This is a genomic window from Mycobacterium sp. Dal123C01, from assembly GCF_052566995.1.
The window spans coordinates 573,452-588,078 of the sequence record NZ_CP199580.1; the positions used below are offsets into that span (position 1 = coordinate 573,452).

The window sequence follows — 14,627 nt, forward strand, 5'->3', positions numbered from 1 at the left end:
CCGAGTTGGTCTACGCGCGCAGTTCGTAGTCCTCGTCGACCAGCGTGCGGGTGCGCTCGAAGAATGTCCGCCCGCTGTAGGGCAGTTGGGTGACGACCTTGCCGCTGGGATGGCGAAAGTAGTTGGTGCAGGCCATCCAGACCTTGCCTTCCATCGCGGCCTGGAGCTCGTCGTTGTAGCGCCGCTGCGCATCGGGTGTGACCTCGATGGTGCGCGCACCGTGACGGCCCATCACGTCGAGCATCTGGCGGATGAACGTCGTCTGCGCCTCGTGGATGTAGATGATCGAGTTGACGCCATTTGTGTTGGGGCCATACAGCATAAAGAAGTTGGGGTAGCCGGCTATCAGCGTGCCCAGGTAGGCTTCGGCGCCGTCGCCCCAGTCGTCGCGCAGCTGGCGGCCGCCGGTTCCGTGCACCTCGATGCTCGCCAGGTAGTCGGCGGCTTTGAAGCCGGTGCCGTAGATGATGGTGTCGACGCGGTGCTCGACGCCGTCGGCGGTGCGCACTCCGCGTTCGGTGAGCTCGGCGATCGCGGTCGTTTCCAGGTTGACGTTGGGCAACCCGAACGTGGGGTACCAGTCCCGCGACATCAGCGGCCGCTTACAGCCGACCGGGTAGTCCGGCGTCAGCTTGGCGCGTAGTTCGGGGTCGGTGATCTTGCGCATCAGGTAGCTGCGGGCAAGCTCGGTCGCCTCACGCGTCTGCTTGGCGTCGACGTCGAAACTGGATGCCTCGTAAGCGTCGAAGGCCTCGTCGCGCAGTTTCTGTGCCGCCGCCGGATCGCGTTCGAACTCTTCGTGCTGCTCGGGGCTGAACGGGAAATCGAACCGGGGCGAGATCCAGATCGGGGTCCGCTGAAACACGGTGAGATGAGCGGTTTTTGGGGCGATTGTGGGAACGTACTGAATAGCACTGGCGCCCGTGCCGATCGACGCGACCCGCTCCCCTGCCGTCGACTTGCGGTGATCCCACCGCGCGGAGTGAAAGTGTCGGCCCCGAAACCGCTGCGCCCCAGGGATATCGGGAATGTGAGGCACATCGAGCATTCCGACCGCGCTGACCACGGCATCGAAGTCGTGCTGCTGGCCGTCGTCGGTGACCAGCGTCCAGCGCCGGTGGGAATCCGACCAGCGCACCGCCGTGATCGCGGTGTTGGGCCGCAGGTGTGGACCCAGCCCGTGCTCGGCGGCCACCTTTTCGAGATAGGCCAGGATCTCGGGCTGGTTCGCGTAGGTCTTGCTCCAGCGTGGGTTGAGGGCGAACGAGTACGAGTACAGATGTGATGGGACATCGCAGGCCGCACCCGGAAAAGTGTTGTGCCGCCAGGTGCCTCCGAATCCGTCGGCCCGGTCGAAGATGGTGAAGTCATAACCACCCGCGGCGAGCTGGATTCCCATCGCGATGCCCCCGGCGCCGGCGCCGATGACCCCGACGCGCGGCTTCAATCCCATTGCGCGAAGTACGGTCGCTCGGGCCGGCTCTTCTCCACGAGGATGAACACCACGCCCCACGGATCGACGAACCAGGTGGTGCGCACGCGCGCGACGTCGGCGATTCCGCTGACGAGGAAGCGGACTCCTTTGCTCTCGAGTTCGGCCCGGGTGGCGTCAAGATCCTCACAAATCAGCCCGACGTGCGAGAGCCCGTGGTCGGTCAGGGCCGCGGTGGTTCGCTGATCGCCACCGTCCACGTTGAGGTACTCGATCACCTCCAGCACGCGGTCGCTGCCGTCGCCGAAGCCGACGATGGCCGCCTTCATCGTGGGATCCGATACCAGTTCACCCATGTCGTTGCGAATGGCATTACCGGCCATGACATACGGCGGCGAGAGCACACGCAGGCCCAATACATCTCGGTAGAAGGCCACTGCGGCCTCACAATCCGGCACGCACACCCCAGTGTGGGCCAACCCGGTAATCACGTTCTCGACTCTACGTCGGGCGGCGCCGATCGGGAGGGCGTCAGCTTCGAAATCTGACAGGCCGATAATGGCCGAGTGCGATCTGTCGAGGAACATCAACGCGTCGTAGCTGACATGATCAGCGCCCGCCCCGCCGTCACGGTGCCGCTAACGGAGGCGCAAGGCCTGGTCCTGGCCGACGACGTGGTCGCCGAGCTGGCGCTACCGGTTTTCGACAACTCCGCGATGGACGGATACGCGGTGTACGCCGAGGACACGGTTGACGCCACACCCGAACGCCCGGTGGTGTTGCCGGTGGCCGAGGACATCCCGGCCGGACGCACCGACCCGTTGACGCTGCAACCCGGGACCGCGCACCGGATCATGACCGGGGCGCCGGTGCCGGCCGGGACGACGGGGATTGTGCCGGTCGAAAACACCGACGGCGGCGTGGACTCGGTGGCCATCCGGGAGGCCTCGCAACCCGGCAAGCACATCCGCCGAGCGGGCGAAGACGTGGCACCGGGCACCACCGTCCTGCGCAAGGGTCAGGTCGTGACCCCCGCGGTGCTGGGCCTGGCCGCGGCGCTGGGATTGGCCGGGCTGCCGGTGATCCCGCGGCAGCGGGTGCTGGTGATCTCGACCGGGACGGAGCTGGTGACGCCGGGCACCCCGCTGCAGCCCGGACAGATCTACGAGTCCAACTCGATCATGCTGGCCGGGGCGGTACGTGAGGCGGGCGCGGACGTGATCGCCGTCGCGACCGCCGAGGACGACGTCGCGCAGTTCAGCTCTCTTCTCGATCGGCACGCGGGGAACGCCGACTTGATCATCACCAGCGGCGGAGTCAGCGCCGGCGCCTACGAGGTGGTCAAGGACGCGTTCGGCCGCGAAGGTGACCAGGGAGTCGAATTCGTCAAGGTGGCAATGCAACCCGGGATGCCGCAGGGCGTCGGCCGGGTCGCCGGCACGACGATCGTCACCCTGCCCGGCAACCCGGTCAGCGCGCTGGTGTCCTTCGAGGTGTTCATCCGCCCCGCGCTGCGCACGGCGATGGGCCTGTCGGACCCGCACCGTCCGCACCGGCCCGCCGTACTCGCCGAGTCGCTGACCTCGCCGCGAGGCAAACGCCAGTTCCGCCGGGCGATACTCGACGCGGGCAGCGTGATCAGCTACGGGCCGCCGGCCTCACACCATCTGCGGTGGCTGGCGTCGGCGAACAGCCTGCTGGACATCCCCGAAGATGTGGTGGAAGTGTCCGCCGGAACCGAACTGCAGGTCTGGGATCTGAGCTAGCCGCTTCCCCGCCCCCAGGGCTCCGTAAGATGACGCGCGTGGCACGACGCCCCCGCCCCGATGATGCGCGGCACATGCTCGATTTGGTGCGCGAATCCATTCCTCCAGTGCATCCCGCGGGGCTGCCCTTCATCTCCGCCGGCTTGGCGGTGGCTCTCGCCGGACGCAACGTCCGGTGGCTGCGCCGAACGGGTCTGCTGGCCGCGGGAGCCTGCGCGGCCTTTTTCCGCCACCCGCCGCGGGTGCCGCCCACCCGGCCCGGTGCCGTCGTCGCACCCGCCGACGGCGTGGTCTGCGTGGTTGATTCCGCCGCCCCGCCCGCGGAGTTGAGCATGGGCGACGCGCCGCTGCCCCGGGTCAGCATTTTCCTGTCGATATTGGACGCCCACGTGCAGCGCGCCCCGGTCAGCGGCGACGTGGTCGCCGTGCAGCACCGGCCCGGCCGGTTCGGGTCGGCCGACCTGGCCTCGGCGAGCGACGAGAACGAACGCACCAGCGTGCGAATCCGGACGGCCGGCGGTGCCGACGTGGTCGCGGTGCAGATCGCCGGGCTGGTCGCGCGCCGCATCGTGTGCAACGCGCACGTCGGGGACAAGCTGTCGATCGGCGACACCTACGGCCTGATCCGGTTCGGGTCCCGGCTGGACACCTATTTGCCGCCGGGCACCGAACCCGTTGTCCAAGTGGGGCAGCGCGCCGTTGCCGGCGAGACGGTATTGGCCGATCTGCCATGATCAGTCGCCCTCGCGGCCGGCCCGCGGTCAACCTGCAGATCCTGCCCAGCGCAATGACGGTGCTGTCCATCTGCGCGGGGCTGACGTCCATCAAGTTCGCCCTCGAGCACCAGCCGAAGGCGGCGATGGCGCTGATCGCGGCGGCGGCGATTCTCGACGGACTGGACGGCCGGGTGGCTCGCATCCTGGACGCGCAGTCACGGATGGGCGCGGAAATCGATTCGCTGGCCGATGCGGTGAACTTCGGCGTCACGCCCGCGATCGTCGTGTACGTGACGCTGCTGGAGACGTCGCCGGCCGGCTGGATCGCGGTGCTGCTCTACGCGGTGTGCGTGGTGCTGCGGCTGGCGAGGTTCAACGCGCTGCAGGACGACGGCACCCGGCCGGCCTACACGGGTGAATTCTTTGTCGGGATGCCCGCACCGGCGGGAGCGATCTCGATGATCGGTCTCATTGGGCTCAAATTGCAGTTTCCGCACGGCGGCTGGTGGTCGTCGACGGCGTTCCTGTGCATCTGGATCGCCGGGACGTCGATGTTGATGATCAGCAAGATCCCGATGCGCAAGATGCACGCGGCGGCGGTACCACCGAACTGGGCGGCGCCGCTGCTGGCCATCCTGGCGATCTGCGCGGCAGCGGCGGTGCTCGCCCCCTACGTCTTGATCTGGGTAATCATCGTCGCTTACCTCTGCCACGTCCCGTTCGCGGTGCGCAACCAGCGCTGGCTGGCCGCGCACCCCGAGGTGTGGGATGAAAAGCCCGAGCAACGGCGCGCCGTACGACGCGCCAACCGCCGCGCCCAGCCCCACCGGCGGCCGATAGTCCGGCTGGGCAGGCCCGGAGGGCGATCGATGGCGCGGCTGGGGCTGCGTAAGCCGGGTGGGCGCTTGCCATGACAGGGCCCGGCGCGGCGTCCAGGCAGCTGACGCTGACCGCCCGGCTGAACACCTCAGCCGTCGACTCACGCCGTGGCGTCATCAGAATGCACCCGAATGCCGTTGCTGCCCTTGGCATCCGGGAGTGGGATGCGGTATCCCTGACGGGTTCGCGAACGACAGCCGCGGTGGCGGGACTGGCCGACCTTGGCACCCCGGTGAGTACGGTGCTGCTCGACGACGTGACGCTGTCCAACGCCGGGCTGCGGGAGGGCACCGCGGTGATCGTCAGCGCGGTCACGGTTTACGGCGCGCGGTCGGTGACGCTGAATGGCTCTTCGCTGGCCACCCAATCGATTACATCGGCCCACCTCCGACAGGCCCTGCTCGGCAAGGTGATGACCGTGGGCGACGCGGTGTCGCTGCTGCCCCGCGACCTCGGTCCCGGCACCTCGACGTCGGCAGCCAGCCGGGCGCTGGCGTCGGCAGTCGGGATCAGCTGGACCTCGGAGCTGCTGACCGTCACCGGCGTGGACCCCGACGGACCGGTGAGCGTACAGCCCAACTCATCGGTTGCCTGGGGCGACGGGGTTGCGATCGGCGCCGGGGCCGCGGCGCACCGGCCAGAACGGATCGGCATCGCGAATCCCGCCATCCACGTCGACGATCTCAAGGGGTCTCAGACGCAGGCCGGCAAGCTCACCGAATGGCTCAAGCTTGCCCTCGATGAACCGCACCTACTGAAAACCCTTGGCGCCACGACCAATTTAGGTGTGCTGGTGTCGGGGCCAGCCGGTGTCGGCAAGACCACGATGGTGCGCGCGGTGTGCGCGGGTCGCAGGCTCGTCGAGTTCGACGGCCCGGAGGTGGGCGCGCTGGCCGCCGAGGACCGGCTCAAAACGGTGGCCGCTGCGGCGACCGCCGTCCGCGACGGCGGCGGCGTACTGCTGATCACCGATGCCGACGCGCTACTGCCGGCGACCGCGGAGCCGGTGGCCGCCCTCATCCTCGCCGAGCTGCGCAACGCGGTGGCCACCGACGGCGTGGCGTTGATCGCCACTTCCGCGCGACCCGACCAGCTCGATCCGCGGCTGCGCTCCCCCGAGCTGTGCGACCGCGAACTGGGCTTACCACTCCCCGACGGGGCGACCCGCAGGGCGCTGCTGGAGACGCTGCTGAAATCCGTACCCACCGGCGAACTCAATCTCGATGAGATTGCAGGCCGCACACCAGGTTTCGTCGCCGCCGACCTGGCCGCTCTGGTGCGGGAGGCGGCGCTGCGGGCCGCGTCTCGGGCCAGTGCCGACGGTCAACCACCGAAGCTGAACCAGGAAGATCTGGTCGGCGCGCTGAGCGTCATCCGGCCGCTGTCCCGCTCGGCCAGCGAGGAACTGACCATTGGAAACGTGACGCTCGACGACGTCGGCGACATGATCCAAGCCAAGCAGGCGTTGACCGAAGCGGTGCTGTGGCCGTTGCAGCATCCCGATACCTTCGCGCGCCTGGGAGTCGATCCGCCCCGCGGAGTGCTGCTCTACGGGCCGCCCGGCTGCGGCAAGACCTTTTTGGTCCGCGCGCTGGCGAGCACCGGACAGCTGAGCGTGCACGCCGTCAAAGGCTCTGAGCTGATGGACAAATGGGTGGGCTCCTCGGAGAAGGCGGTCCGCGAATTGTTCCGTAGGGCACGCGATTCGGCACCGTCGCTGGTGTTCCTCGACGAGGTGGACGCGCTGGCACCCCGGCGGGGTCAGAGCTTCGACTCCGGCGTGACCGACCGGGTGGTGGCTGCGCTACTCACCGAACTCGACGGCATCGACCCGCTGCGCGATGTCGTGGTGCTGGGCGCCACCAACCGCCCCGATCTGATCGACCCCGCGCTGCTGCGCCCGGGCCGGCTGGAACGACTGGTATTCGTTGAACCGCCCGACGCGGCCGCCCGCCGCGAAATCCTGCGGACCGCAGCGAAATCCATTCCGCTGAGCGCCGACGTCGATCTCGACGACATCGCCGCCGAACTCGACGGGTACAGCGCGGCCGACTGCGTGGCCCTGCTGCGCGAGGCCGCACTCACCGCGATGCGGCGCTCCATCGATGTCGCCGATGTCACCGCCGCCGACCTCGAGGCAGCCCGCAAAACCGTACGACCGTCCCTGGACCCCACACAGTTGGAGTCACTACGGGCGTTCGCCAAAGCTCTTTAGCAACGCACGCATAAGCGCGCCACAGCGCATTCCCAGTCCGCGTGTAACCACGTCGTATACATCTTTCTGAGAAGTGTTCCGGATCACGGGTTCCCGAGAGGTGTTCCGGATCACGGTGGCCGAGAGGTGTTCCGGATCACGGTTGCCGAGAAGTGTTCGGGATCACGGACTTTCGAGGAGGAATCGGATGAACGCCGAGCGGCGCGGCCTCGTGAGACCGGCATGATCGAGGTTCAGCCCTCTCCCGGGATCGTCCTCACCGCTTCCGGGCGCCGGGCGACATCGCTGCTGAAATGGCGCGATCTCGCGCCAACGAGTCGAGTCATGGTGGTGGCCACCACAGTGTCGATGGTCGCTTTCCTCGACGTCACCGTCGTGAACCTGGCACTGCCGGCCACGGCGCGTGACCTCGGCGGAGGCCTGTGCTTGCAGCAATGGGTGGTCGATGGCTATCTGCTGGCGCAGGCGGCCATGATTCTGCCGGGCGGCTCCATCTCCGATCTCTTTGGGCGGGTGCCGGTCATCCGTTGCGGGCTGGTGGCATTCGGGACCGGTTCGCTGCTGGCTGCCAGCGCGACCTCGCCGGTCATGCTGATCGCCGCGCGCGTCATCCAAGGGCTCGGTGCGGCATTCTTGGTCCCCGGGTGCCTCGCTTTGATCAATTCCACGTTTGATCGCGCAGCTCGTGCCGCGGCCATCGGGTGCTGGACCGCCTGGACCGGTACCGCGTTCGCGCTCGGCCCGCTGCTGGGCGGCTTGGCCGTGGACTTTCTCAGTTGGCGATGGATCTATGCCTTGTCAGCAGTCCCGATGGTCATCGGTTTCGCGTTGACGTTTTGGTTGCGCCCGGTGCAGTCCCCGGATTCAAGGCCCAGACGCCATGCCCGCCTCGACGTTGCCGGGGCCGCCTTGTCGGCCGTCGGGCTGGCCGGCACCGTGTATGCCCTCATCGAATCGAGGGACCGCGGATGGGCCGATCCCCGCGTCACCACGTCGCTGGTTGCCGGCGTCGTCACCCTGCTGGCGTTCGTTGCCTGGCAGCGCCGCGCCGCGCACCCCTTGGTGCCGCCCAGCCTCTTCTCGATCCACAACTTCGCGGGCGCCCAGTGTCACCTCGGCATTCGTCTATGGGGCCGGCGCCATGGCCGTTCTTGCGATCTCGCTCTACACCCAGGAGGTCGCCGGCTATGGTGCGACGCTTGCGGGCCTGGCCACCCTGCCCACCCCGGTGATGTCGTTCCTGTTGGCCAAACGCGTCGGTGGCCTGGCCGCACGGATCGGGCCCCGGATCTTCCTGATCGCGGGCCCGGCGCTGGCCGGGTTGGGTCTGCTGCTCATCCGCCCCGGTCACGGATTCAACTTCGTCACCCATCTGCTGCCCGGGACGATCGTGCTGGCCATCGGTATGGCGCTGACCCTGACACCGCTGGCCGCGGCGAATCTGGCCTCCGTCGAACCGGCCCGCAGCGGAGTCGCGGCAGCCATGCTTAACGTGGTGGGCAGGACGTCGGCGCTGAGCTCCGTGGCCTGCGTGGGACTGATCGCAAACGGCATGCTGACCGATGCCAGCTTCGCCCGGCTGCTGCAGGTCGCCGCCGCGCTGTACTTCATCGGCGTGTTGGTCAGCGGCTTCTTTGTCACGAATCCGATCTGTCCTATCAAACGCCTACCCGCGTTCGCCAAAGCTGTCTAGCATCGCGCGCACCGACGCCGCGACGTCGGCCTCCAGCCAGGACGGCATCGGTTCGTCGCGCGCGTGCCGCCGTACGACGGCATAGGGCAGGTCGGCGACCGCCCGCGTGACGGCATCGACGGATCGGGAATCTTTGCGCCCATAGAGTTTTCGAGCCAGCACCCCGACCCGCTCGATTAGCGGCGCGTTCATGGTGGCCACCGTCTCCTGAAATTGCGCGTCGGGCTCGTCGTCAAGCAGGTCACCCGGGCGGATGGTCAACAACAGCCGGGCGTCCTCCGGGATTTCCCGCGCGAAGCTGATCGCGGCCACCGCCATCGCGACCGCCGTTTCAGCCGGCGTATCGGCTGTGTCGGTCGCACCGGTTTCTGAGGCCGCGATGGCCCGGGATTGGAAGCGTTCCAGCGCGCGCAACCACGCCGCCGTCAGGATGCCATCGCGGTTACCGAAACGGTGATACAGCGTGCCCGCCGGCGCACCGCTGGATTTCGCGATCGCCGCGACACTGGCCGCGCGCGGTCCGCCCTCGAGTACCAGCGCTCGGGCTGCGTCGAGGATCACATCGGTTTCATGCTTCCGCGGAGGTGCCATGATCTAGTACATTCCTTCTATATGGAACGATTACCCTATATTGATGAGCATGCCATAACCGTCGACGCGAATCCCGCAGAAACGTGGTCGGCGCTGCTGCGCGTGATGTGTCGCGACCCGCACGATCCGTCCACCGTGCCAATCGGTTTCGTGCTCGACGAAGCACGGTATGCCGAACGGTTCGCGCTGAAAGGCCGCCACCCGTTCGCGGCCTATCGGTGGGTGTTCGAGTTGGACCCGCTAAGCGGCATGGTGCCGGCGGGCCGCACCCGGGTGCGCGCGGCCACCTGGGCGACCTTCCCCGGTGTGCACGGGAAGATCTATCGAGCCCTGGTCATCGGCACCGGTGGACACCGTGTCGCAGTCCGGTGGACGCTGAAACGCATAGCAGCGGCGGTGTACGCCGAGCAAACCGAGATCGGCGAGACCCCGGCCGATTACACCGACGTCTTCGAAGTCCCGATCCCGCAAGGTGACTCGCGCACTGCCGAACAGATGTTTCACGATGCGCTCGGGGATGAATCGGGCGCGGGCGGAGGCATCGTCTTGTGGATCCACCGCCACGTCTTGAGATTTCGCCTCGGGCCGCCTTCCTCGCCGGAACACGTAATCGGCTGGTCGATCGCGCATTCGGATCCCGATGAGATCGTGCTGACAGCGAGCGGGCCGCTGATGCGCGGGCAGCTGACGCTGCGGCGCCTGGACGGTGGGCGCGCCACGCTGACCACCCGCGTGCACTATCAGCGCAAAATCGCCGCCCGAACGGTCTGGGCTGTGGTCGGCCCCCTACATCGGGTCATCGCACCACGGCTGATGGAGCGGGTGGCCCGCCAGGCCGAGCGTGCCATCAGGCACTAGTTGCAGTTGACTGCACTATTGCGTCTGACTGCATAAAGTGTCTACGATGGCCCGATGGCAGTCACGGAACACCCCGCACGCTCGCTGACCGACTTCATGAATGACCCGATCAGCTTTTTCGGCCAGTCCTACACCCAGATGCACAGCATTGGCCGCGACGAGCTTGAGGAGTTGCAACGCCAGGCCATGGGCATCCGCTTTCGGGAGCACTATCAGCGCATCGAGATGCTGCGTAAGCTGGCCGAGCGGCTCGGCATCACCGAGCTCAACGAGTTTAACGACGTTGTGCCGCTGCTGTTCTCACATACCGCGTTCAAGTCATACCCGGCCGCACTGGTCGACAAGAAGCGCTTCGACCTGATGACCAAGTGGCTGGACAAGCTCACCAGCTACGACCTGTCCGCGGTCGATACCGCCGGCTGTACCGGGATCGACGAGTGGATCGACCGACTCGATGAGCAAACGCCGCTGGAAGTGATCACCTCCAGCGGCACCACCGGCACCATTTCGATCCTCCCCAAGGACAAGCACGGCGCCGAAGAAGGCATGACGCTGTGGAAGATCTGTCTTTTCCAGACCTTCGGCCACGAGCCGACCGACGCCGAACTCAACCCTGCGGTCGATGTGGTGTGGCCGAACTTCGCCAACGGCAAGCTCGGTCATCTACGCATTGCCAACATGATCAAGCGCGGCTTCACCGGCGGTGACGAAACCAGATTTCACGCGCTCTACCCGTTCGCGGTCGACACCGACCTGATGTTCCTGGCTTCCAAGATGCGTGCGGCGGCATCCCGCGGGGAGCTCGACCGGCTGGAGATCGACCCCGCGCTGGCCGCCCGCAAGGATGAGTTCATCGCGATGCAGGCACGACAGGCTCAGGACATGGACGTGTTCTTCACCCGCATCACCGAGCAGCTGCGTGGCAAGCGGGTGTTCATGCTCGGCACCTATCACCTGATGTACGACATCGCGAAGGCCGGCCTGGAGCGCGGCGTGCGCAATGTCTTCTCCCCCGACTCCGCGATTCTCACCGGCGGCGGCATGAAAGGTGTTGCGCTGCCTGATGATTTCATGGACGTCATCACGGACTTCCTCGGCGTCGACCGCATTCAAGTCGGCTATGGCTTCTCCGAATCGAGCACCTTCCACTGGGGTTGCAGCGAAGGCCGCTATCACGTCGCACCGTGGGTGGTTCCATTCGTGCTCGATCCCGAGACCAGCGAGCCGCTGCCGCGAACCGGTGTGCAGACCGGCCGCGCCGCCGTCTACGACATCCTGCTGCGCGCCCATTGGGGCGGCGTCATCTCGGGCGACGAAGTCACGATCGACTGGGACCTGCAGTGCCCCTGCGGTCAGGCCAGCCTCGCGTTCGAAAAAGACATCATGCGCTACAGCGAAAAACAAGGCGTGGATGACGACCGGATCACCTGCGCCGCAACGCAAGAGGTGCACAACGAGGCGGTCAACTTCATGAAGGGTGTCGACCTGTGACCGCCTACACCGTCCCGCTGTTCTTGCGGGGGCAGGTCATCACCGACGATCTCGTCAAATTCGACACCCGCATCGGCGCCGCGCAGTTCGCCGCGCCGGACATGGGCAAGTATGTCCAGCACCTGCCGCTCAAAAGTCCCGCGGAGATGTCCGACCTCTACGAGTTGAGCTTCGACGAAATCCTTGACGTGCTGGCCGCCCTCGGCGATGCGCTCGACTTCGAGTCGAACACCCACCTGCAGGAGGCCTACGAGGCCTCGCTGGTCGCCAACGTGCTGCCGGCGGAGATGATGAAAAACAGCTATCGCGTGCTGCGGCCGCTGTTTTCCCGCGACAACGTCACCGAAGTCGCCGACAGTCAGGTCGGGTTGGACTACCTCAACGGATGGGTCCCGCACAGGTTGCACGACGGACGCGAACTACGGGTGCGCGCCTTCGGATCCCGAGTGCTGCATATCCCCGCAGGCAACGGCGGATTGGTCTCGGCGGTCACGATCCTGCGTTCGGTGATCACCCGATCGGACGTCATCATCAAGGCACCTTCCAACGATCCGCTCACCGCGATCGCGATCGCCCGCACGCTTGCCGATGTCGCGCCCGGCCACCCGATCACCCGGCATCTGGCGGTCGGGTATTGGAAGGGCGGTGATCTGGCCGTCGAAGAAGCCCTCTACCAGCCCCAGCACATCGAAAAGATCGTGGCCTGGGGCGGGATGGCGTCGGTCAAGCACGTAACCCGGTACATCCAGCCGGGTTTGGAGCTCATTGCACTGGACCCGAAGCGCAGCGCGACCATCATCGGCGCCGAGGCGTTCGCCGACGACGACACCCTGCGCGAGGTGGCCCGCCGCGCCGCGACCGACATCGGCGTGGCCAACCAGGAAGGGTGTGCCAACGCCCGGGTCATCTACGTGCTCAGCGGAACCGATGCCGTGGGGCTGGCCAACGCCAATCGGCTCGGCGAAATGATGTACCAGGAACTGGTCTCCCTGCCCGCCGTCGTCAGCACCCCGCCGCGGTATCCGAACCGCGAGCTGCTCGACCATATCGAGGCCTCGCGCATGACCGATGACTTCTACCGCGTCATCGGCGGCGAGCACCGCGAGGGCGCCATCGTGGTCTCCCAGTTCGACGAGCCGGTCGACTATTCGTCGATGCTGTCCGGGCGGGTCGCCAACATCGTGCCGGTGGATAGCATCGACCGGGTGACCGCGGCAGTCAACGCCTACACTCAGACCATCGGCATCTATCCTGAGTCGCTCAAGCGACAGTTACGAAACACGCTGCCGCTGTTCGGCGCCCAGCGGCTGACCAGTCTGGGCTACGCGTGCAGCGTCGCGATCGCAATGCCTCAGGACGCCATCGAGCCGATCCGGCGGATGTGCAAGTGGATCGTCGACGAAGAATGCGACCCCGACGTGGTCGTTCCGCTCTGGCAGCTCGCGCGGGCATGACCGAACGCCGCAGCGCGTGTGAGGTCGTCGAGGGAATCGACCTGTCCGGCAAGGTCTGTGTGATCACCGGCGCCTCGTCCGGCCTGGGCCGCGAGTCGGCGCGAGCGCTGGCCACCGCGGGCGCACACGTGATCTTGGCCGCTCGCAACCAGGATGCACTGGCCGAGACCGCCGCCTGGACAGCGGCCGAAGTGCCGGGCGCTCAGATTTCGACCGTCGAGCTCGACCTCACCGCGCTTTCCAGCGTTCGCGCGGCGGCGACGATGATCCGCGAGATCACGCCCGCGGTGCATGTGTTGATGAACAACGCAGGCGTCATGTTCACCCCGTTCGAACGGACCCACGACGGGTTCGAATTGCAAATTGGGACAAATCATTTCGGGCACTTCGAGCTCTCCCGGCTGTTGGTCCCGCAGCTTGCCGACGCCGGGGGCGCGCGGGTGGTGATCCTGTCCTCCGGCGGCCACGTGATGGGTGACGTGGACTTCGACGATCCCCACTGGGAGCGCCGCGAATACGACAAGTTCGTCGCCTACGGCGCATCCAAGACCGCGAACATCCTGCACGCGAAAGAGGCCGATCGGCGGCTGTGCGAGTTGGGAATTCGGGCCTATGCCGTCCACCCCGGCACGGTTGCCACCTCGCTGGCACGGTATATGTCCCGCGAGGACTTCTCGCAGCTGCGCCGGCATGCCGCCGCGACCAGCGCGGCGCGCGGTGAGCCGAGCGACGGCTTCCTTGACTTCGTCACTCCCGAACATGGTGCGGCCACACAGGTATGGGCCGCGGTAAGCCCGGAGCTGGCCGGCCAGGGGGGGTTGTACCTCGAAGACTGCGCGGTCAGCGAGACGGCCGCCGCGTATGCGCGCGATGAGCAGCGCGCGGAACAGTGGTGGGCCCTTTCCGAGAAGCAGTGTGACAGAACGTGAACAGACTGGAACGGCGCAAGCAGGAGATGCGGGAGAAGATCCTGGTGGCGGCGTTTGACCTGTTTTTGGCGCAGGGCGTCGCGGCCACGACCATCGAGGAAATCTGTGAGCGCGCCGATGTCGCGAACCGGACGTTCTTCAATCACTTCGCTACCCGCCAGGACATGATCGGCGCGCTGGCGCAGCGTCGGCTGGTCAACCTGCATGACGTCGTCTTCGACCGCGCCGATCAACCCATCCCGGCGCGCCTCGTCGGGGTGTTCGACGACATCGGCGCGACGCTGGTCAAATCGGGCGACACCTACCGCGAGCTGATCGGCGAGATGATGGCTACCAGCGGCCACGGCGTCCACCGCGGATTCAACCTGCACGACACCTTCGTCGAGCTCGTCAAAGAAGGCGTCTCCCGCGGAGAGGTCAACGCGCGCCACGATGCGGAAACGTTGGCCGACATCATCGTTGGCGCACTGTCCGGCGGCATCCTCAACTGGACGGCCGATCGCACGTACTCGCTGGAAACCAACCTGCACAACCTGGGTGTCGCGCTGGCCGACTTGCTCAAGGCCTGAGCCGGGCACCCTCGGTGTCGCCGAGCCTGTAAAT

At 66.7% G+C, this 14,627-nt stretch carries 14 protein-coding genes and 1 pseudogene; 11 read left to right on the top strand and 4 right to left on the bottom strand.

Annotated elements, in window-relative coordinates:
* Window positions 1-10 precede the first annotated feature (10 nt).
* Both ACTXG5_RS02790 and ACTXG5_RS02795 read right to left on the bottom strand, forming a co-directional pair.
* Window positions 11-1,453, bottom strand: a complete 1,443-nt coding sequence (locus ACTXG5_RS02790) for a flavin-containing monooxygenase (RefSeq protein WP_445162246.1) — start codon at window positions 1,451-1,453, stop codon at window positions 11-13.
* Window positions 1,444-1,923, bottom strand: coding sequence for a VOC family protein (locus tag ACTXG5_RS02795; RefSeq protein ID WP_445162247.1), 480 nt, complete (start codon window positions 1,921-1,923; stop codon window positions 1,444-1,446). The genes ACTXG5_RS02790 and ACTXG5_RS02795 overlap by 10 nt, the downstream gene beginning before the upstream one ends.
* Window positions 1,924-1,998: 75 nt before the next feature.
* On the opposite strand from ACTXG5_RS02795, the gene moeA reads away from it, so the two are divergent.
* The 5 genes and pseudogenes from moeA to ACTXG5_RS02820 all read left to right on the top strand — a co-directional run.
* On the top strand, window positions 1,999-3,198 hold the full coding sequence (moeA, locus tag ACTXG5_RS02800) for a molybdopterin molybdotransferase MoeA (RefSeq protein ID WP_445162248.1): 1,200 nt from the start codon (window positions 1,999-2,001) through the stop codon (window positions 3,196-3,198).
* A gap of 38 nt (window positions 3,199-3,236) precedes the next feature.
* Window positions 3,237-3,932: a phosphatidylserine decarboxylase gene (locus ACTXG5_RS02805; protein ID WP_445162249.1), complete on the top strand. Its 696-nt coding sequence runs from the start codon at window positions 3,237-3,239 to the stop codon at window positions 3,930-3,932.
* A complete protein-coding gene (gene pssA / locus ACTXG5_RS02810) occupies window positions 3,929-4,828 on the top strand; it encodes a CDP-diacylglycerol--serine O-phosphatidyltransferase (protein WP_445162250.1) in 900 nt (299 codons plus the stop codon). The genes ACTXG5_RS02805 and pssA overlap by 4 nt, the downstream gene beginning before the upstream one ends.
* On the top strand, window positions 4,825-7,008 hold the full coding sequence (locus ACTXG5_RS02815; protein WP_445162251.1) for an AAA family ATPase: 2,184 nt from the start codon (window positions 4,825-4,827) through the stop codon (window positions 7,006-7,008). The genes pssA and ACTXG5_RS02815 overlap by 4 nt, the downstream gene beginning before the upstream one ends.
* Window positions 7,009-7,356: 348 nt before the next feature.
* Window positions 7,357-7,887: pseudogene (locus ACTXG5_RS02820) on the top strand (MFS transporter); the annotation flags it as partial.
* On the opposite strand, the gene ACTXG5_RS02825 reads toward ACTXG5_RS02820, so the two are convergent.
* Complete coding sequence (locus ACTXG5_RS02825) at window positions 7,873-8,121, bottom strand: hypothetical protein (RefSeq protein WP_445164631.1); 249 nt, start codon at window positions 8,119-8,121, stop codon at window positions 7,873-7,875. The pseudogene ACTXG5_RS02820 and the gene ACTXG5_RS02825 sit on opposite strands and share 15 nt — an antisense overlap.
* Window positions 8,122-8,149: 28 nt before the next feature.
* On the opposite strand from ACTXG5_RS02825, the gene ACTXG5_RS02830 reads away from it, so the two are divergent.
* Window positions 8,150-8,701: a hypothetical protein gene (locus ACTXG5_RS02830; RefSeq protein WP_445164632.1), complete on the top strand. Its 552-nt coding sequence runs from the start codon at window positions 8,150-8,152 to the stop codon at window positions 8,699-8,701.
* Here the strand turns inward: ACTXG5_RS02830 and ACTXG5_RS02835 are convergent.
* On the bottom strand, window positions 8,675-9,292 hold the full coding sequence (locus ACTXG5_RS02835; RefSeq protein WP_445162252.1) for a TetR/AcrR family transcriptional regulator: 618 nt from the start codon (window positions 9,290-9,292) through the stop codon (window positions 8,675-8,677). The genes ACTXG5_RS02830 and ACTXG5_RS02835 overlap by 27 nt on opposite strands.
* Window positions 9,293-9,313: 21 nt before the next feature.
* On the opposite strand from ACTXG5_RS02835, the gene ACTXG5_RS02840 reads away from it, so the two are divergent.
* From ACTXG5_RS02840 to ACTXG5_RS02860, 5 genes are read left to right on the top strand one after another with little or no spacing between them, the layout of a single operon-like run.
* Complete coding sequence (locus ACTXG5_RS02840) at window positions 9,314-10,150, top strand: hypothetical protein (protein WP_445162253.1); 837 nt, start codon at window positions 9,314-9,316, stop codon at window positions 10,148-10,150.
* A 54-nt stretch (window positions 10,151-10,204) separates the two neighbouring features.
* On the top strand, window positions 10,205-11,641 hold the full coding sequence (locus tag ACTXG5_RS02845; protein WP_445162254.1) for a hypothetical protein: 1,437 nt from the start codon (window positions 10,205-10,207) through the stop codon (window positions 11,639-11,641).
* Complete coding sequence (locus tag ACTXG5_RS02850; protein ID WP_445162255.1) at window positions 11,638-13,095, top strand: acyl-CoA reductase; 1,458 nt, start codon at window positions 11,638-11,640, stop codon at window positions 13,093-13,095. Before ACTXG5_RS02845 ends, ACTXG5_RS02850 begins: the two co-directional genes overlap by 4 nt.
* Window positions 13,092-14,024, top strand: coding sequence for an SDR family NAD(P)-dependent oxidoreductase (locus ACTXG5_RS02855; protein ID WP_445162256.1), 933 nt, complete (start codon window positions 13,092-13,094; stop codon window positions 14,022-14,024). Before ACTXG5_RS02850 ends, ACTXG5_RS02855 begins: the two co-directional genes overlap by 4 nt.
* Window positions 14,021-14,593: a TetR/AcrR family transcriptional regulator gene (locus tag ACTXG5_RS02860; protein ID WP_445162257.1), complete on the top strand. Its 573-nt coding sequence runs from the start codon at window positions 14,021-14,023 to the stop codon at window positions 14,591-14,593. The genes ACTXG5_RS02855 and ACTXG5_RS02860 overlap by 4 nt, the downstream gene beginning before the upstream one ends.
* Window positions 14,594-14,627: the final 34 nt, after the last annotated feature.

Excerpts from the sequence above, each read along its gene's own strand:
- ACTXG5_RS02845 (WP_445162254.1), top strand. The coding sequence starts at position 10,205 with ATGGCAGTCACGGAACACCCCGCACGCTCGCTGACCGACTTCATGAAT.
- ACTXG5_RS02840 (WP_445162253.1), top strand. The coding sequence starts at position 9,314 with ATGGAACGATTACCCTATATTGATGAGCATGCCATAACCGTCGACGCG.
- ACTXG5_RS02790 (WP_445162246.1), bottom strand. The coding sequence starts at position 1,453 with ATGGGATTGAAGCCGCGCGTCGGGGTCATCGGCGCCGGCGCCGGGGGC.
- ACTXG5_RS02830 (WP_445164632.1), top strand. The coding sequence starts at position 8,150 with ATGGCCGTTCTTGCGATCTCGCTCTACACCCAGGAGGTCGCCGGCTAT.
- ACTXG5_RS02815 (WP_445162251.1), top strand. The coding sequence starts at position 4,825 with ATGACAGGGCCCGGCGCGGCGTCCAGGCAGCTGACGCTGACCGCCCGG.
- ACTXG5_RS02835 (WP_445162252.1), bottom strand. The coding sequence starts at position 9,292 with ATGGCACCTCCGCGGAAGCATGAAACCGATGTGATCCTCGACGCAGCC.
- pssA (WP_445162250.1), top strand. The coding sequence starts at position 3,929 with ATGATCAGTCGCCCTCGCGGCCGGCCCGCGGTCAACCTGCAGATCCTG.
- ACTXG5_RS02855 (WP_445162256.1), top strand. The coding sequence starts at position 13,092 with ATGACCGAACGCCGCAGCGCGTGTGAGGTCGTCGAGGGAATCGACCTG.